The sequence below is a fragment of the Streptomyces sp. FIT100 genome (genome assembly GCF_024584805.1).
In the GTDB taxonomy this organism is placed as follows: domain Bacteria; phylum Actinomycetota; class Actinomycetes; order Streptomycetales; family Streptomycetaceae; genus Streptomyces.
Genome location: NZ_CP075715.1, coordinates 5,950,374 through 5,966,711 on the forward strand (window position 1 = coordinate 5,950,374; position 16,338 = coordinate 5,966,711).

The 16,338-nt window shown below is 71.3% G+C and carries 16 protein-coding genes and 1 pseudogene; 9 read left to right on the forward strand and 8 right to left on the reverse strand.

Features of this window, described 5'->3' with window-relative positions; genetic code table 11:
- Nucleotides 1-18: 18 nt before the first annotated feature.
- The 3 genes from KK483_RS26860 to KK483_RS26870 all read left to right on the forward strand — a co-directional run bounded on the left by KK483_RS26860 (nucleotide 19) and on the right by KK483_RS26870 (nucleotide 2,158).
- Complete coding sequence (locus KK483_RS26860) at nucleotides 19-852, forward strand: AraC family transcriptional regulator (RefSeq protein ID WP_262007785.1); 834 nt, start codon at nucleotides 19-21, stop codon at nucleotides 850-852.
- 125 nt (nucleotides 853-977) lie between these two features.
- Nucleotides 978-1,853, forward strand: coding sequence for an AzlC family ABC transporter permease (locus KK483_RS26865; RefSeq protein ID WP_262007786.1), 876 nt, complete (start codon nucleotides 978-980; stop codon nucleotides 1,851-1,853).
- Nucleotides 1,850-2,158, forward strand: coding sequence for an AzlD domain-containing protein (locus KK483_RS26870; protein ID WP_262007787.1), 309 nt, complete (start codon nucleotides 1,850-1,852; stop codon nucleotides 2,156-2,158). The genes KK483_RS26865 and KK483_RS26870 overlap by 4 nt, the downstream gene beginning before the upstream one ends.
- A gap of 82 nt (nucleotides 2,159-2,240) precedes the next feature.
- On the opposite strand, the gene KK483_RS26875 is transcribed toward KK483_RS26870, so the two are convergent.
- Nucleotides 2,241-3,146 (reverse strand): hypothetical protein, encoded by a 906-nt coding sequence (locus KK483_RS26875; protein WP_262007788.1) that lies wholly within the window; start codon nucleotides 3,144-3,146, stop codon nucleotides 2,241-2,243.
- 79 nt (nucleotides 3,147-3,225) lie between these two features.
- On the opposite strand from KK483_RS26875, the gene KK483_RS26880 reads away from it, so the two are divergent.
- The 4 genes and pseudogenes from KK483_RS26880 to recX form a co-directional block, all read left to right on the forward strand.
- Nucleotides 3,226-3,420 carry a DUF3046 domain-containing protein gene (locus tag KK483_RS26880; RefSeq protein ID WP_262007789.1) on the forward strand — a complete coding sequence of 65 codons (195 nt, stop codon included), beginning with the start codon at nucleotides 3,226-3,228 and terminating at the stop codon, nucleotides 3,418-3,420.
- 441 nt (nucleotides 3,421-3,861) lie between these two features.
- Nucleotides 3,862-5,025 carry an AI-2E family transporter gene (locus KK483_RS26885; RefSeq protein ID WP_313879517.1) on the forward strand — a complete coding sequence of 388 codons (1,164 nt, stop codon included), beginning with the start codon at nucleotides 3,862-3,864 and terminating at the stop codon, nucleotides 5,023-5,025.
- Nucleotides 5,026-5,216: 191 nt separating this feature from the next.
- Entirely contained in the window at nucleotides 5,217-6,350 is a 1,134-nt protein-coding gene (gene recA / locus KK483_RS26890) for a recombinase RecA (RefSeq protein ID WP_262007790.1), read from the forward strand.
- A pseudogene (gene recX / locus KK483_RS26895) lies at nucleotides 6,326-6,937 on the forward strand (recombination regulator RecX); the annotation flags it as partial. The gene recA and the pseudogene recX, both read left to right, overlap by 25 nt.
- A 333-nt stretch (nucleotides 6,938-7,270) precedes the next feature.
- On the opposite strand, the gene KK483_RS26900 reads toward recX, so the two are convergent.
- The 7 genes from KK483_RS26900 to KK483_RS26930 form a co-directional block, all read right to left on the reverse strand.
- Nucleotides 7,271-7,678 carry a rhodanese-like domain-containing protein gene (locus KK483_RS26900; RefSeq protein WP_262007791.1) on the reverse strand — a complete coding sequence of 136 codons (408 nt, stop codon included), beginning with the start codon at nucleotides 7,676-7,678 and terminating at the stop codon, nucleotides 7,271-7,273.
- Entirely contained in the window at nucleotides 7,675-8,208 is a 534-nt protein-coding gene (locus KK483_RS26905) for a cysteine dioxygenase (protein WP_399016182.1), read from the reverse strand. Before KK483_RS26905 ends, KK483_RS26900 begins: the two co-directional genes overlap by 4 nt.
- Nucleotides 8,209-8,432: 224 nt before the next feature.
- Entirely contained in the window at nucleotides 8,433-10,067 is a 1,635-nt protein-coding gene (locus tag KK483_RS26910) for an FAD-dependent monooxygenase (RefSeq protein ID WP_262007793.1), read from the reverse strand.
- A gap of 169 nt (nucleotides 10,068-10,236) precedes the next feature.
- On the reverse strand, nucleotides 10,237-11,175 hold the full coding sequence (locus KK483_RS26915) for an amino acid ABC transporter permease (protein WP_262007794.1): 939 nt from the start codon (nucleotides 11,173-11,175) through the stop codon (nucleotides 10,237-10,239).
- Complete coding sequence (locus KK483_RS26920) at nucleotides 11,172-11,822, reverse strand: amino acid ABC transporter permease (RefSeq protein ID WP_262007795.1); 651 nt, start codon at nucleotides 11,820-11,822, stop codon at nucleotides 11,172-11,174. Before KK483_RS26920 ends, KK483_RS26915 begins: the two co-directional genes overlap by 4 nt.
- Nucleotides 11,823-11,929: 107 nt before the next feature.
- A complete protein-coding gene (locus KK483_RS26925) occupies nucleotides 11,930-12,781 on the reverse strand; it encodes a glutamate ABC transporter substrate-binding protein (protein ID WP_262007796.1) in 852 nt (283 codons plus the stop codon).
- 80 nt (nucleotides 12,782-12,861) lie between these two features.
- A complete protein-coding gene (locus tag KK483_RS26930) occupies nucleotides 12,862-13,647 on the reverse strand; it encodes an amino acid ABC transporter ATP-binding protein (RefSeq protein ID WP_313879485.1) in 786 nt (261 codons plus the stop codon).
- Between the two features lie 292 nt (nucleotides 13,648-13,939).
- On the opposite strand from KK483_RS26930, the gene KK483_RS26935 reads away from it, so the two are divergent.
- Entirely contained in the window at nucleotides 13,940-14,647 is a 708-nt protein-coding gene (locus tag KK483_RS26935; RefSeq protein WP_242330237.1) for a response regulator transcription factor, read from the forward strand.
- A gap of 14 nt (nucleotides 14,648-14,661) precedes the next feature.
- Nucleotides 14,662-16,059 carry a HAMP domain-containing sensor histidine kinase gene (locus KK483_RS26940; RefSeq protein ID WP_262007797.1) on the forward strand — a complete coding sequence of 466 codons (1,398 nt, stop codon included), beginning with the start codon at nucleotides 14,662-14,664 and terminating at the stop codon, nucleotides 16,057-16,059.
- Nucleotides 16,060-16,338 lie beyond the last annotated feature (279 nt).

Below are 16,338 nucleotides of genomic sequence, written 5' to 3' on the forward strand. Positions count from 1 at the left end.
ACCTGCGAGAATGTCCGTATGGCCAAGGACGAGTGGGCGCGGCTCTGGCAGCACGAGCGGCTGCCCGGCATCGATCTGCTCAGGGCCCGCTACGTGCGCCACACCTTCCCCCGCCACAGCCACGAGGGGTACGTCTTCGGCACGATCACCGGCGGGATCGAGGAGGTCGGACTGCCCGGCGGAGTCGTGCACGCCGGGCCCGGCACCGTCGTCATGATCAACCCGGAGGTCCCGCACACCGCCAGGGCCGGGGTGCCCGAGGGCTGGGTGTACTCGATCCTGTACCCGTCGTCACAGGTGGTCGCCGAGATCGCCGCCGAGACGACGCCGATCCGCGGTACGCCGGGCTTCGCCGAGACCGATGTGGCCGACCGCCAGGCGGCGCACCTCATCCGCGAGTTCCACCGCGCGGCGGAGCAGGGCAACGCCCTCGCCGCCGACAGCGTGCTGAGGATCGTGGTCGCCCGGATGCTGCGCCGGTACGGGAGCGCACTGCCGACGCGTGAGACGCGAACGGCCGGCGCACTCAACGCGGAGCGCGCCCGGGCGCTGCTGGAGGAGCGCATGGACGACCCGCCCACGCTCCATGCCCTGGCCTCCGAGCTCGGCACCAGCCCGTTCGCCCTGCTGCGCGCCTTCCGCGACAGCTACGGGATGCCCCCGCACACCTGGCTCACCGACGCGCGGGTCCGCCGCGCCCGCCAGTTGCTGGACGGGGGCGCCGCTCCGGCGGAGGCCGCCGTCTCGGTCGGCTTCACCGACCAGCCCCATCTCACCCGGCACTTCGCGCGGATCGTGGGCGTGCCGCCCGGCGCGTACCAGCGGGGGCGCGGGCTCGGCGCCGCCCGCTGACGCAGGCGCGGGGCCGGGCGGGCGCGCAAGAACGTACAAGACCGGGTCCGGAGCGCTCCCGTACCGTCCACGACGTGGCAGAACGGACAGCACCAGCAGACATACCCATGGATCCCACGACCCCCATGGATCCCACGACCCCCATGGACACGACGGCCCCCTTGGACGACGGGCCGACGACCGAGGCTCCCACGCCGGCGTCCTCCACCCCGTCGTCCTCCGAGCCGGCGGCTCCCGCGGACGTACCGGCGAAAGCCGATACCGCCGTCGTACGCGACGCCCTCGGCGTCGGGGTCGCCGTGGGACTCTCGGGCTTCGCCTTCGGCGTCACCGCGGCGGGCGCGGGACTCGGCCTCCTGCAGATCTGCGCGCTCAGCCTGCTCGTCTTCACCGGCGCCTCCCAGTTCGCGCTGGTGGGTGCGCTGGCGGCGGGCGGCAACCCGCACACCGCCGCGGCGGGCGCCTTCTTCCTCGGTACCCGCAACGCCTTCTACGGCCTGCGCCTCTCCCAGTTGCTCGCCGTGCCGCGGGCCGTGCGGCCCTTCGCCGCCCACTGGGTCATCGACGAGACCGCGGCAGTCGCCCTGGCCCAGCCCACCCGTCGTGCCGCACGCCTGGGCTTCACCGTCACCGGCCTCACGCTCTACGTGCTGTGGAACCTGACCACGCTGCTCGGGGCGCTCGGCGCGGAGGCGATCGGCGACACCGACGCCTGGGGGCTCGACGCCGCAGGGCCCGCGGTCTTCCTCGCCCTGCTCGCACCCATGCTGCGTACGTCCACCGAGCGGGTCGTCGCCGGCGTCGCGGTCGTCCTCGGGCTCGGCCTGCTGCCGGTGCTCCCCGCAGGGGTGCCCGTGCTCGTCGCGGCGCTCGCCGCGCCCGCAGTCCTCTGGCTCGAAGGCCGCAGGATCGGGAACAAGCGGAGCCCCAGCGACCGGACCACCGGTGACCTGGCCACCAGCGACTCGACCACCAACAAGCGGAAGGCAGCGGACCGTTGAACGTCTGGATCGCGATCGGGGCGACCGCGGCCGCCTGCTACCTCGTCAAACTGGCGGGGCTCCTGGTCCCCGCCGGAGTCCTGGAGCGCCCGCTCGTCCAGCGGCTCGCCGCCCTGCTCCCCGTCGCGCTGCTGGCCGCACTCACGGCGCAGGAGACGTTCAGTTCCGGCAGCGCCCTGGTCTTCGACGCGAGGGCCGCGGGACTGGGCGCGGCGGCCGTCGCCCTGGTGCTCCGTGCGCCGTTCCTCGTTGTCGTCGCGGCGGCCGTCCTCGTCACCGCGGGCGTGCGCGCGCTCGGGGGCTGACACGCCGGAGGCCGACGTCCCTGAGGTCGGCACGCCGGAAGCCGGCACCCCGGAGGCCGGCGCATGGGGCCCACGCCCTCCCTCAGCGCAGCGCCCGTCCGTGCGCTCTGAGGGTCCGCAGCGCCTCGATCGACACGATCGGGCGGGACTCCAGGGCCGTGCCCGGTGCCCATTCGCGCCAGCGGATGGGCCAGCCACCGTCCCTCTGCTGCTCACTCGCGAGATGGTCGAGCGAACGCTCCATCTCCTCGTCCGTGAACCAGCGGCGCGCGAGCGAGCCCGGCAGGCGCGCGAAGTCGTACGGGAAGTGCCGCTCGCCCGGCGCGTACCCCGGGGCGACCGGATACGAGTCCTGCCGCCCCGGGTCGAGGACCACGAGCCGCTGCTCGCGCACCAGCCGTCCGAGCCGGTCCGCCGCAGCCTCGGCGCGGGACCGGTCCGGGACGCCGTCCAGGAACGCGACCGCCGCCTCGATCTCGTACGGATGCGACTTCTCCAACGCGTCGACCGCTGCCCAGCAGAAGTCGGTCGCCCGGAACAGCCAGGCGTGCCACACCTGATTGCGGTGCAGCAGCCCGACGACCGGCCCGGTCGCCAGCAGCTCGCTCGGGGGGTCGTCGACGACCGGGATGAACGGCGCCGAGGGATAGCCGCGCTGAGAGGGGTGGATCGCGGGGAGCGCGCCGTCCTCGGTGGCCACGTCCGTGAAGTAGCGGCAGATCCGTTCCACCCGCAGTCCGCCGCAGCGTCCGATGGAGTCCAGGACCCGCAGCGCGTGCGCCGTGTGCAGCGGCTGGCTCACGGGGCCGCGCAGATCGGGGTCCAGGGCGTGTCCGTACCCGCCGTCGGCGTTGAGATACGCGCTGAGCGCGGCCTCGACCGGTTCCGCGTCCGCGCCCAGGAAGTGGTACGCGAACCGCCGCTGCTCGAGCACACGGGCCGTCAGCCAGATGAAGTGCTCGGCACGTGCCAAGGGTGTTCCAGCCATGTTCCGACCGTAGGACGGAAAGGGCTTTCGGCAAGGGGGACCGGCTCGGCTGCACTCTCAGGAGCGCGATACTGGGGTCATGCGGTTGACGATTTTCTGGGAGCGCATGGAAGAGCACTTCGGCGCGGCGTACGCCGATTCCTTCGCGCGCGACCATGTGATGGCCGAGCTCGGCGGCCGCACGGTGCACGAGGCACTGGCCGCCGGGTGGGAGACGAAGGACGTCTGGCGCGGGGTGTGCGCCGCGATGGGGATCCCCGCGGACAAGAGATGAGCGGGGACGCGCGGCGCCGAACCGGGGCTTTCCGCGGGCCGATGGCGAGTTGGGGTGTTTTCCACAGGCTGTCGTCCGGTTGTCGGGGCGGTGCGCGAGACTTGGTCCGTGGCACCGACTGACGAGACCGTCCAAGACGAGAACCGTCCGCCCGTCCGGCCCTCGCAGACCGGGCGGGCGGACGTCGACGCCGTGCGCCCGCCGGCGGGGGGCGAGGAAGCGCCGACGGTCCCCGCGCCCGCGGCCGCAGGGCAGCTCCGGTCGGGCCCGGCGCAGGCGGCTTCGCCGCCCGGCGATGCGGCGCGCGACGGCGACGGGCCACGCGACGGCGGCGCACTGCCGGATGCCGGTGCACTGCGCGACGGTGGCGCGCTGTCGGATGGCGCGGTTGCCGCCGGAGCCGGCAGGCCCGTCGGCTCCGGAGTCGGCGGGAGCGGCCGTATGCCCCGGTGGCTGCCCCGTGCCATGGTCCTCGCGCTGGCGCTCTACGCCTGCTTCCAACTCGGCAGCTGGGCGTTCCACCAGCTCGTCGGGCTGCTCATCAACGTCCTGATCGCGTTCTTCGTGGCGCTGGCCATCGAGCCCGCGGTCGGTCGCATGGCGGCTCGCGGCATGCGCCGCGGATTCGCCACCTTCATCGTCTTCTTCGCGGTCCTGGTGGCCGCCGTCGGCTTCGTCGTGCTGCTCGGCTCGATGCTGGCGGGCCAGATAGTCGAGATGGTCGAGGACTTCCCCAAGTATCTCGACCAGGTGATCAACTGGATCAACGAGACCTTCCGCACCGAGCTGTCCCGTGTCGAGATGCAGGACAGCGTGCTGCGCTCCGACTGGCTGCGGAAATACGTCGAGAACGGCGCGACCGGCGTGCTCGACATCTCCGCGACCGTGCTCGGCGGGCTGTTCAAGCTGCTGACGATATTCCTCTTCTCCTTCTACTTCGCGGCCGACGGACCCCGGCTGCGGCGTGCGCTCTGCTCGGTGCTGCCGCCCGCGAAGCAGGCGGAGGTGCTGCGTGCCTGGGAGATCGCGGTCGACAAGACCGGCGGGTACATCTACTCGCGCGGTCTGATGGCACTGATCTCCGGAGTCGCGCACTACGTCCTGCTGGCGCTGCTCGGCGTGCCGTACGCTCCGGCGCTGGCGGTGTGGGTGGGCCTCGTCTCCCAGTTCATCCCCACGATCGGTACGTATCTGGCGGGCGCCCTGCCGATGCTGATCGCGTTCACGGTCAACCCCTGGTACGCGCTGTGGGTGCTCGGCTTCGTGCTGATCTACCAGCAGTTCGAGAACTATGTGCTGCAGCCGAAGCTCACCGCCAGGACCGTCGACATCCACCCCGCGGTGGCGTTCGGCTCGGTCGTCGCGGGCACCGCGCTGCTGGGTGCGGTCGGCGCGCTGATCGCGATCCCGGCGGTCGCGACGCTCCAGGCGTTCCTCGGTGCGTACGTGAAGCGGTACGACGTGACGGACGACCCGCGCGTCCACGGCCACCGGCGCCACGGCGAGGCGGTGGTGGCCCGCCTTCAGCAGGTGCTGAGCAGCAGAGGCGCGGGCGGAAAGCGGGAGCAGCGGCCGCCCGCGGAGCCTGAGGAAGACCGCGCCTGAGACTCCCCGGGGCCGGGTGGTGCGCTTGACACCAAAATCGAACATACATTCTCATGGGACTCCAGCCCTTGAAATCCCGGGGTTCTCGCCGGGTTTTCCACAGGTTGGAGGGACGTCGGGGCGCATTGTCAGTGGCAGGGGTTAGCGTCTTTGACGTGAAGCGATCGACTCAAGCAAACCGGGTGGAACCCATGGCAGGAACCGACCGCGAGAAGGCGCTCGACGCCGCGCTCGCACAGATTGAACGGCAATTCGGCAAGGGCGCCGTGATGCGCCTCGGCGAGCGGCCGAACGAGCCCATCGAGGTCATCCCCACCGGGTCGACCGCACTCGACGTCGCGCTCGGCGTCGGCGGCCTGCCGCGCGGCCGTGTGGTGGAGGTGTACGGGCCGGAGTCCTCCGGCAAGACGACCCTGACCCTGCACGCCGTGGCCAACGCGCAGAAGGCCGGCGGCCAGGTCGCCTTCGTGGACGCCGAGCACGCCCTCGACCCCGAGTACGCGAAGAAGCTCGGCGTCGACATCGACAATCTGATCCTGTCCCAGCCGGACAACGGCGAGCAGGCGCTCGAGATCGTCGACATGCTCGTCCGCTCCGGTGCCCTCGACCTGATCGTCATCGACTCCGTCGCCGCGCTCGTGCCCCGCGCAGAGATCGAGGGTGAGATGGGCGACTCGCACGTGGGTCTCCAGGCCCGCCTGATGAGCCAGGCGCTCCGGAAGATCACCAGCGCGCTCAACCAGTCGAAGACCACCGCGATCTTCATCAACCAGCTCCGCGAGAAGATCGGCGTGATGTTCGGCTCGCCGGAGACCACGACCGGTGGCCGCGCGCTCAAGTTCTACGCCTCGGTGCGCATCGACATCCGCCGTATCGAGACCCTCAAGGACGGCACGGAGGCGGTGGGCAACCGCACCCGCTGCAAGGTCGTGAAGAACAAGGTGGCGCCCCCCTTCAAGCAGGCCGAGTTCGACATCCTATACGGGCAGGGGATCAGCCGCGAGGGCGGCCTCATCGACATGGGCGTGGAGCACGGCTTCGTCCGCAAGGCCGGCGCCTGGTACACGTACGAGGGCGACCAGCTCGGCCAGGGCAAGGAGAACGCACGGAACTTCCTGAAGGACAACCCCGACCTCGCCAACGAGATCGAGAAGAAGATCAAGGAGAAGCTGGGTGTCGGGGTGAGGCCGGAGGCCCCGTCGGCTGAGCCGGGAGCGGACGCGGCGGGTGCCGCGGCCGCGGGCGCCGAGCCCGCGAAGGCCGTGCCCGCGCCCGCCACGAAGGCGACGAAGGCCACCAAGGCGGCGGCCTCGGCCAAGAGCTGAGCCGGTCCGTGACCCGGCGCACCGAATGGCCGGGCGACAGCCCCGACTCGTCGAGGGCCGAGAAGGAGCTGTCGCCCCAGGATCCGGCCGAGCGGGCGCGGGCGATCTGCCTGCGCCTGCTCACCGGAACGCCGCGCACGCGGAAGCAACTCCGTGATGCGCTGCACAAGCGGGACATCCCGGAAGAGATCGCCGATGAGGTCCTGTCCCGGTTCGAGGACGTCGGCCTCATCGACGACGGGGCGTTCGCGGACGCCTGGGTCGAGTCCCGGCACCACGGGCGTGGGCTGGCCCGCCGCGCCCTCGCACGTGAACTGCGCACCAAGGGCGTCGACTCGGCGCTGATCGACGAGGCGGTCGGGCAGCTCGACCCGGACCAGGAGGAGGCGACCGCCCGCGAACTGGTCGCCCGCAGACTGAGGTCCACCCGCGGCCTCGAGCGGGACCGCAGGCTTCGCCGGCTCGCGGGCATGCTCGCCCGCAAGGGGTACTCGGAAGGTATGGCCCTGCGCGTCGTCCGCGAGGCACTGGAGCAGGAGGGGGAGGACGTCGAGGGCCTGGACGAGGGCCTGGGCGACCGTTACTGACCGGACCGGCGGTGGAGGGGCATGGCCGGCCGGAGGCCCGGAGGGGACAGGGCGCGGGGGCGGACAACCTCACCCCGGGGCCACCGGCCCGTGCCGGACGGCCGCCTCGGCCGGCCGCGGGTCACGGGCGCAGCCCGTGCACCTGAGCCGTGGCCGGACACTCCCAGGGCACGGCCGCTGTGCATCTGCCTGCGGACGTGAAGCGTCAGCCAGTCAGCCAGTCAGCCAGTCAGCCAGCCAGGCAGTCAGGCAGTCGGTCGGGCTGCCCGGTCCGGACCCGGTCTGCCCAAGAGGAAGAAGTCGACACGGCCCAGGGCATGGCCCAGGCACCGCCTACGCCGTCGTGTCGCCCGGCTCGCGTACCGGCAGGCCCGCTGACCGCCATGCCTGGAAGCCGCCCACCACGTCGGTCGCACGGTGCAGGCCCAGCTGCCGGAGGGAGGCGGCCGCAAGGGAGGAGGCGTATCCCTCGTTGCAGATCACCACGACCCGCAGATCGTGATCCGTGGCCTCGGGCGCACGGTGGCTGCCCCGCGGGTCCAGGCGCCACTCCAGCTCATTGCGCTCCACGACCAGTGCGCCCGGGATCAGCCCGTCCCGTTCGCGCAGCGCCGCATAGCGGATGTCCACCAGCAGCGCCCCCTCGGCCGCCGCGTCGAAGGCATCGCGCGGCCCGATCCGGTCCAGGCCGTCCCGCACCTGCTCCAGCAACTCGTCGATCCCCACGGGGTCGTTGCTCACTGCCAGTCCTCCGGACGCTCGACCTGCTCAAGACGGAGCACCGCGCCGGACCGGCTGAAGCGCCGGAGCAACGGCAGTGGCGGATAGTACGCGTGGACCGAGATCGCGTGCTCGGTCCCCGACTCGTTCAGCACCTCGTGCACATGGTGCTGTCCGAACGCCCGCCCCTGGCCGGGGCCCAACTGCCGTTCGCGGTCCACCCCTTCTGCCAGCTCCAGAGTCTTCCAGCCACTGGCCGGGAGCCGCACCGCGAGGGCGTTCTCCTTCAGCTCGCCGGAGGCCGTGGCGAAGGCGCCGATCGACTCGGCATGGTCGTGCCAGCCCGTTCCGGTGCCCGGCGGCCAGCCGATCACCCATGCCTCGCTGCCACCGGGCCCCTCCAGCCGCACCCAGGTGCGGCCCTGCGGGTCGAGCGGAAGGGAGGCGATCAGTCCGGTGTCGTCGGCGCTGCGCCGGACGAATGCGAGCAGATCGGCCGCGGTGGGCGCGGCCGGCTCCGGCGGTACGGAGAAGGCGGCAGGCTGGGACAGCTGAGACACGGGGAACCGTCCTGGAAGTTCGCAGTTCACAGAGGCGCGTGGCCCGGCGTACGCAGAAGCGGGCGCGGGCGCGCAGAGGAGAAGAAGGAAGGCGAATCAGCAGGACGGGCGACACACGCAGCCCGCATAGCGGAGGAAGTCCATATGGACCCTCCGCCACAGGCGCACATCGGTGTCGGTCATGTCCGGGAGTACACCATGTGCTCCCGTGAAGGTCAATTGATGTCCACAGTGCGGGCGGACCCGGTGCGGGTGGAGCCGGTGCGGGTGGATCCCGCCCGGGCGGGCGGGCCGCCGCGCACCGCGTCCGCCGCCGCGTACAGCTCGGCCGGCCGCACCCCGGCGAAGGCCGCGACGAGATGCCCGTCGGGCCGTACCAGCAGCACGGTATGGGCCGAGGCCCCCGGATAGCTCTCGGCGACCAGCAGCTCGGCACGCAGAGGCAACGCCTCGACGGCGGACTCCAGCCGGGGCATCACACCCGCGCCCGCCCAGTGCCGCCGGTCCCACACACCCGTGCCCGGCGCGACGAGGACGACCAGCAGCCGGCCCCGCCCCAGCCGGTCCCGCAGCCGCACGGTCGTGCCGTCCGGCGCCGTCACCCGGGCGTCGGCCACCGGTGCGCCGAACGGGGTACCGACCGAGGTGTGCGCCTCGGTGGGCTGAGGCGCGAGGGGGGAGTGCGGATACGAGGGGGGCGCGCCCAGCGCACCGAGTCCCAGATGACCGTCGGTCAGCAGGATGTCGTGCCCGCGCCCCGTCCCCGGCAGATAGGTGCGCAGCCCGCCGCTGCCCCGCAGTATCGGCAGCGACTGGTCCGCGGCGCGCAGCCGCGCGGCGACGGCCGTGCGCCGCTCCGCCTGATAGCTGTCGAGCAGCGTGTCCGATGCGCCGTGGTGCCAGGCCAGCGCCAGCTTCCAGGCCAGATTGTCGGCGTCGCGCAGCCCCTCGTCGAGCGCCTGCGTGCCGACGGCCCCGAGGAGGTGGGCGGCGTCCCCGGCGAGAAAGGCCCGGTCCACTCGCCAGCGCCGGGCGAGCCGGTGGTGCAGCGTGTAGACGCCGGTGTCGATGAGGTCGTACTGCGGCGTACGGTCGCACCATCCGGAGAGGGTGTCCCGCACCCGGGACACCAGCGCCTCGGGTGTGACCAGCTCGCCGCGGGCCGGGAGCAGCCAGTCGAGGCGCCAGGCGCCGTCCGGCAGCGGCCTGGCCGTCACCTCCTCGCCGCCCGCGCGCCAGGGCGGCATCCGATGCAGCACCGCCTCGTCGGGCCAGGGCAGTTCGGTGCGCAGCGCGGCGACGGCGTGGCGCTCCACGGCGGTGCGTCCCGGGAAGCGGACGCCCAGCAGCTTCCGTACGGTCGAGCGCGCCCCGTCGCATCCGACCGCGTAACTCCCGCGCCACCAGGTCGCGTCGGGTCCGCGCGTGTGGACGGTGACGCCGCCGTCATCCTGCTCCAGCGAGTCGAGCCGGCTGTGCGCGGCGAGCCGCACCGGCCCCTCGGGGCCCAGCTCGGCGATGGCGTCGCGCAGCCCGCGCACCAGAGCGTGCTGCGGGATGTGCACCGGGGCCGGGCAGTCGTCCCCGCCGAGCTCCAGGGCGCGCATCTCCTGCTTGCGGCGCAGCGACCGCCAGCCGACCCAGCGGGCGCCCTCGTCTCGGATCGTGGTGCAGCCGAGCCGCTCGATCAGCGCCGCGGTGTCGGCGCGCAGGACGACCGTACGGGCGTGCCGGGGCTCTTCCTTTCCGGCCCCCTCGTCCAGCACGACGGAGGGAACTCCCTGCGCGGCCAGGGCGAGTGACAGCGCGAGCCCGACAGGGCCCGCGCCGACCACGATCACCGGGTCCACTGTGCTGCTCCTGTGGCCTGCCGGGACAGAGGGAACAGAGGGAAAGGGCTGGCCGGAGCCCGATGCGCGATCACAGAACGTATGCAACAGACTGCCGGTGTCCCCGTCAAGCGACGAAGGGGCGGCAGCGCTCGCGCGCCGCCGCCCCTCGGGAGTATGACCGCCGTGGTCAGATACCGCCGCCTCCTGCGCCGGACTTGAAGTCACCTTGCGTCGAGATGCCACCACCAGGGGCCTCGACGGTCTCCAGCCCTCCGCCGGGTCCGGCGTGGACCACCGCGCCCGTGCTCTTCTTGCCGCGGCGCAGCTTGCGCTCCAGCCACCCCGCGGCGGAGGTGAGGGCGAAGTTCAGCGCGACGAAGATGACGGCGACGATGGTGAAGCTGGCGATGGTGTTCGCACCGTAGTTGGCGCTCATCGGCCGGACCGACGCCAGCAGCTCGGAGAAGTTCAGCATCGCGCCACCCAGCGCGGTGTCCTTCACGATGACCACCATCTGGCTGACGATCGCGGGGAGCATCGCGGTCACCGACTGCGGCAGCAGCACGAACCGCATCGTCTGGCCCTTGCGCATGCCGATCGCCTTGGCGGCGTCCGTCTGCCCCTGGGGGAGGGACAGGATTCCCGCCCGGACGATCTCCGCGAGGACCGAGGCGTTGTAGAGCACCAGGCCGGTGACGACCGCGTAGAGCGGGCGGACGTCGCTGCTGATGTCCGTGAAGTCGGCGTACGCCTGGTTGGCGAACAGCATGAGGATCAGCACGGGGATGGCGCGGAAGAACTCCACGACCGTGCCGGCGACACCTCGGACCCATGCGTGGTCGGAGAGCCGGGCGATGCCGAAGACCGCGCCGAGCGGCAGTGCGATGACCAGCGACAGCGACGCCGCGATCAGGGTGTTCTGGAACCCCGGCCAGATGTAGGTCGTGTACGGCTGCGTGCTGGTGAAGAACGGCTCCCACTTGACCCAGTCGAGCTGGCCCTTGGAGCTGAGACCGTCGTACACCCACCACAGCACGGCCGCGAGGCCGACGGTGAACAGCGCCGTGTAGAGGATGTTGCGCCGCTTGGCGCGCGGCCCCTGGGCGTCGTAGAGAACGGAGGTCATCGCTTCACCGCCACCTTCCTGCTCACCCAGCCGAGGACCAGGCCGGTCGGCAGCGTGAGGCAGATGAATCCGAACGCGAAGACGGCCACGATCGGAATGAGGGCGGCGTACTCCTCGATCCAGCCCTTCATGAGGTACGCGGCCTCGGCGACACCGATGACCGACGCCACGGTCGTGTTCTTGGTCAGTGCGATCAGCACGTTGGCCAGCGGGTTGACGACCGAGCGGAAGGCCTGCGGAAGGATGATCAGCCGCAGCACCTGGGGGAAGCTGAGCCCCAGTGCACGGGCCGCTTCCGCCTGCCCGACGGGCACCGTGTTGATGCCGGAGCGCAGTGCCTCGCACACGAAGGCCGCGGTGTAGGCGATCAGGCCGAGCACCGCCAGCCGGAAGTTGATCATCGCGATGTCGCCTTCGGCGCCGAGGCTGATGCCGAGGGTCGAGTAGAGGCCCAGCGACGCGAAGACGATGACGACGGTGAGCGGGATGTTACGGACGACGTTGACGTACGCCGTACCGAAACCCCGCATCGGCGGGACCGGGCTGACCCGCATACCGGCCAGCAGCGTTCCCCATATCAGGGAGCCGAGGGCCGAGTAGACGGTGAGTTTCACCGTCACCCAGAAGGCCCCCAGCAGGGCGTCCATATCAAGAAAGTCGAACACGATCTCCCGCGCTTCCGCGTGTGCGTGTGGGAAGGGCCGACGCGCCGCCGCCGCTGTGAGCGGCTGCGGCGCGCCGCATCACCCCGTGGTCACTTGACGATGTTGCCGATCTTCGGCGCGGGCTCGTTCTTGTAGCCGGCCGGGCCGAAGTTGGCGTCCACGGCCTTCTGCCAGGAGCCGTCCGAGACCATCTTCTCCAGCGCCTTGTTGATCTTGTCCTTGAGCTCGGTGTCGCCCTTCTTGAGGCCGATGCCGTAGTTCTCGTTGCTCATCTTGAAGCCGGCGAGCTTGAACTTGCCCTTGAACGCGTCCTGCGAGGCGTAGCCGGCGAGGATGGAGTCATCGGTGGTCAGCGCGTCGACGACCTTGTTCTCGAGGCCGGTCAGGCACTCCGAGTAGCCGCCGTACTCCTGCAGCTGGGCCTTCGGGGCGAGCTTCTCCTTGACGTTCTTCGCCGAGGTCGAGCCGGTGACCGAGCACAGCTTCTTGCTGTTCAGGTCCTCGGGCTTGGTGATGGAGCTGTCGTCGGCGCGGACCAGGATGTCCTGGTGGGCCAGCAGGTACGGGCCGGCGAAGTCGACCTTCTGGAGCCGCTCGTCGTTGATCGAGTAGGAGGCGACGATGAACTTGACGTCACCGCGCGAGATCGCGGTCTCGCGGTCGGCGCTCTTCGTCTCCTTGAACTCGATGTCGCCCTCGTCGTAACCGAGCTCCTTGGCGACGTACTTCGCGACCTCGACGTCGAAGCCGGTGTACTTGCCGTCCGGAGTCTTCAGGCCGATGCCCGGCTGGTCGATCTTGATACCGATCGTGATCTTGTCGCCGCCACCCGCGGAACCGCTGCCGGAGGCGTCGTCCTTCTTGCCGGAGCCACAGGCGGAGACGGTGAGCGCGAGCGCGACGGCGGCAGCCGCGGCGGCGGAGACCTTGCGGAGCTTCATGATGAACTTCCCTTGGTTAGACGTGATGTGGGCGATCAGCAGAACCCTGCCCGGTCAACGGTGCCCACGAGCGGATGGGTTCAGTGGTGCAGGATCTTCGAAAGGAAGTCCTTGGCCCGGTCGCTGCGCGGATTGCTGAAGAACTGGTCGGGCACGGCCTCTTCGACGATCCTGCCGTCCGCCATGAACACGACCCGATTGGCCGCCGACCGTGCGAAGCCCATCTCGTGCGTGACGACGACCATGGTCATGCCGTCCCGCGCGAGCTGCTGCATGACCTCGAGCACCTCGTTGATCATCTCGGGGTCGAGCGCGGAGGTGGGCTCGTCGAAGAGCATCACCTTCGGGTCCATCGCCAGCGCGCGGGCGATCGCGACGCGCTGCTGCTGACCGCCCGAGAGCTGCGCCGGGTACTTGTCGGCCTGCGAGCCGACGCCCACGCGGTCGAGCAGCGCCCGTGCCTTCTCCTCGGCGGCCTTCTTCTCCGTCCTGCGGACCTTGATCTGGCCCAGCATGACGTTCTCCAGCACGGTCTTGTGTGCGAAGAGGTTGAACGACTGGAAGACCATGCCCACGTCGGCACGCAGCCGGGCGAGCTCCTTGCCCTCCTGGGGCAGCGGCTTCCCGTCGATCGCGATCGTGCCGGAGTCGATGGTCTCCAGCCGGTTGATGGTGCGGCACAGCGTGGACTTGCCGGACCCGGAAGGCCCGATCACGACGACGACCTCGCCGCGCGCGATCGTCAGGTCGATGTCCTGGAGCACATGCAGCGCGCCGAAGTGCTTGTTGACGTTGCTCAGTACGACCAGGCCGTCCGCCGCCGGTACGGCGTCCTCGGCGCCCTTGGTCACTGACACTCCGCTCATCGGCTTCTTGCTCCGTCCTCCTCGGTTGGGAGGACCCTAAGCACGCACCGCGACCAGCGTCAGTACATCTGAGCTGAAATTGAGCATAACGATCCGGCTGCAACCGGACACACAGGGTGAACGGGGCGGCAGGATGCCGGGGTGCGCCGTACCGGGTGGGTAACGGAAACCCCGGTGCAACGAGATGCCTCTTGACTGACGGGGCGGCGATCGGCGTTCATGCCCTGTACACACGCAAGAGCTGGGCCCGCAAGAGGGCCAGGCCCGCAAGCACGCAGCCCGGAGGGGGGCCATGAGACTTCTGCTCGTCGAGGACGACAACCACGTGGCCGCGGCCCTGTCCGCCGTGCTCGCCCGGCACGGCTTCGCCGTGACGCACGCCCGCAGCGGCGAGGAGGCGCTGCACGCCGTGCTGCCCGCGGCGGCCGAGGGCAAGCCGCCCTTCGGGGTCATCCTGCTCGACCTCGGACTGCCCGACCAGGACGGCTACCAGGTCTGCGGAAAGATCCGGAAGCTCACCTCGACCCCTGTGATCATGGTGACGGCGCGGGCGGACGTGCGTTCCCGGATCCACGGCCTCAACCTCGGCGCCGACGACTATGTCGTCAAGCCGTACGACACCGGCGAGCTGCTCGCCCGCATCCACGCCGTCAGCCGGCGCACCGCGCCGGGGGACGACGCCGTCCCCGCCGCCGACAGTGCGCTGAGGCTGGGCTCCGTCACCATCGAACTCGCCACCCGCCGCGTCAGCGTCGACGGCGCCGACGTCCAGCTGACCCGCAAGGAGTTCGACCTGCTGGCGCTGCTCGCCCAGCGGCCCGGGGTCGTCTTCCGCCGGGAGCAGATCATCAGCGAGGTGTGGCGTACGAGCTGGGAGGGCACCGGCCGGACGCTCGAAGTGCACGTCGCCTCGCTGCGCTCCAAGCTGCGCATGCCCGCACTGATCGAGACCGTGCGGGGCGTCGGCTACCGCCTGGTCGTGCCCGCCGCGTCCGCGTAAGGCAGCCGCTCCCGTTGCGTACCCGCCTGCTTCCGCTCCTCATCGTCCTCATGGCGGGCGTGCTCCTCGCCCTGGGCTTTCCGCTCGCGGTGAGCCTCGCGGCGGCCGAGCAGCAGCGCGTCGTCGTCGACCGGCTGGACGACACGGCGCGGTTCGCGGCCCAGGCGCAGTTCGTCACGGACGGGATCTCCGGGCAGGACGAGCGCCGCGAGACGCTCGAAGAGGAGCTGAGCCGCTACCACTCCGTGTACGGCATGCGCACCGGAGTCTTCTACCGCACCGACGCGGCCATGGCCCGTGCACCCGAGTTCTGGCAGATACCGGAAGGGGAGGGGCGCCGGGCCTTCAACGAGGCGCTGCTGGGACGCCGCAGCCATGACCCGCCCCAGGTGTGGCCGTGGCAGGAGAACGCCAGGCTCGTCATCGCCTCACCGGTGGTACGGGACGGGGACGTCGTCGCCGTCGTCGTCACCGACTCGCCCACGGGGCAGCTGCGGTCGCGGATCCTGACCGGCTGGCTGCTGATCGGCGCGGGCGAGACCGCGGCGATGCTCCTCGCGCTCGTCGCCGCGGAGCGGCTCACGGGCTGGGTGCTGCGACCGGTACGGGTCCTCGACGCCGCCACCCACGACATCGCGACGGGCAGGCTGAACTCGCGCGTCGCGGCGGCCGGCGGGCCCCCGGAACTACGGCGCCTGGCCCGCTCGTTCAACGAGATGGCGGACAACGTCGAAGAGGTGCTGGAGCAGCAGCGCGCCTTCGTCGCGGACGCCTCCCACCAGCTGCGCAACCCGCTCGCGGCCCTGCTGCTGCGGATCGAGCTCCTCGCTCTCGAACTCCCCGAGGGAAACGAGGAGATCGCCTCCGTGCGCACCGAGGGCAAGCGTCTCGCCCAGGTCCTCGACGATCTGCTGGACCTGGCGCTGGCCGAGCACGCCTCCACCGACCTCCGGCTCAGCGACATCGGCGCGCTGGCGGCGGAGCGGGTCGCGGCCTGGCGCCCGCTCGCCGACGAGAAGGGCGTGCGGCTCAGCGGCCACGGCAGCCCGGCGGTCACCGCCTGGGCCGATCCCGTCGCGCTCTCCAGCGCCCTCGACGCCGTGATCGACAACGCCCTGAAGTTCACGCCGGCGGGAGAAGAGGTCAGGGTCGAGGTCTCGGCCGACGGCGAGACCTCCACGATCGTGATCACCGACCGCGGTCCGGGCCTGACCGACGAGGAGCTCGGCCGCGTCGGCGACCGCTTCTGGCGCAGCAACCGGCACCAGAACGTCAAGGGCTCGGGCCTCGGCCTCTCCATCACCCGGGCGCTGCTCACGGCCGGCGGCGGCTCGATCTCGTACGCGCACGCCGAGCCGACCGGCCTGCGGGTGACGCTCACGGTCCCCCGCACGAGCCCGCCCACGGCCTGAGGCGGGCCACGCCGCGAGGGCGCGGTGCCCCGGGCTACGGACCCCGGGCGACCGACCCTGGGCCGCAACCCGGGCCGCGCGGCGCCGGGCGGAGCGGGTGCTCGGGGCCGCAGTGTGCCTGGGCGCGGATCCCGGGTGACCGACCTTGGGCCGCAACCCGGGCCGCGCGGCGCCGGGCGGAGCGGTGTGCGGTGGTGTGAGTGCTCGGGGCCGCAGCGTGCCCGGGTGTGGATCCCGGGTTACGGATCCTGGGTCGTGGCGCACCGGGCCATGGAACGC

Excerpts from the sequence above, each read along its gene's own strand:
- KK483_RS26860 (WP_262007785.1), top strand. The coding sequence starts at position 19 with ATGGCCAAGGACGAGTGGGCGCGGCTCTGGCAGCACGAGCGGCTGCCC.
- KK483_RS26865 (WP_262007786.1), top strand. The coding sequence starts at position 978 with ATGGATCCCACGACCCCCATGGACACGACGGCCCCCTTGGACGACGGG.
- KK483_RS26875 (WP_262007788.1), bottom strand. The coding sequence starts at position 3,146 with ATGGCTGGAACACCCTTGGCACGTGCCGAGCACTTCATCTGGCTGACG.
- KK483_RS26880 (WP_262007789.1), top strand. The coding sequence starts at position 3,226 with ATGCGGTTGACGATTTTCTGGGAGCGCATGGAAGAGCACTTCGGCGCG.
- KK483_RS26885 (WP_313879517.1), top strand. The coding sequence starts at position 3,862 with ATGCCCCGGTGGCTGCCCCGTGCCATGGTCCTCGCGCTGGCGCTCTAC.
- recA (WP_262007790.1), top strand. The coding sequence starts at position 5,217 with ATGGCAGGAACCGACCGCGAGAAGGCGCTCGACGCCGCGCTCGCACAG.
- KK483_RS26915 (WP_262007794.1), bottom strand. The coding sequence starts at position 11,175 with ATGACCTCCGTTCTCTACGACGCCCAGGGGCCGCGCGCCAAGCGGCGC.
- KK483_RS26920 (WP_262007795.1), bottom strand. The coding sequence starts at position 11,822 with ATGGACGCCCTGCTGGGGGCCTTCTGGGTGACGGTGAAACTCACCGTC.
- KK483_RS26925 (WP_262007796.1), bottom strand. The coding sequence starts at position 12,781 with ATGAAGCTCCGCAAGGTCTCCGCCGCCGCGGCTGCCGCCGTCGCGCTC.
- KK483_RS26930 (WP_313879485.1), bottom strand. The coding sequence starts at position 13,647 with ATGAGCGGAGTGTCAGTGACCAAGGGCGCCGAGGACGCCGTACCGGCG.
- KK483_RS26935 (WP_242330237.1), top strand. The coding sequence starts at position 13,940 with ATGAGACTTCTGCTCGTCGAGGACGACAACCACGTGGCCGCGGCCCTG.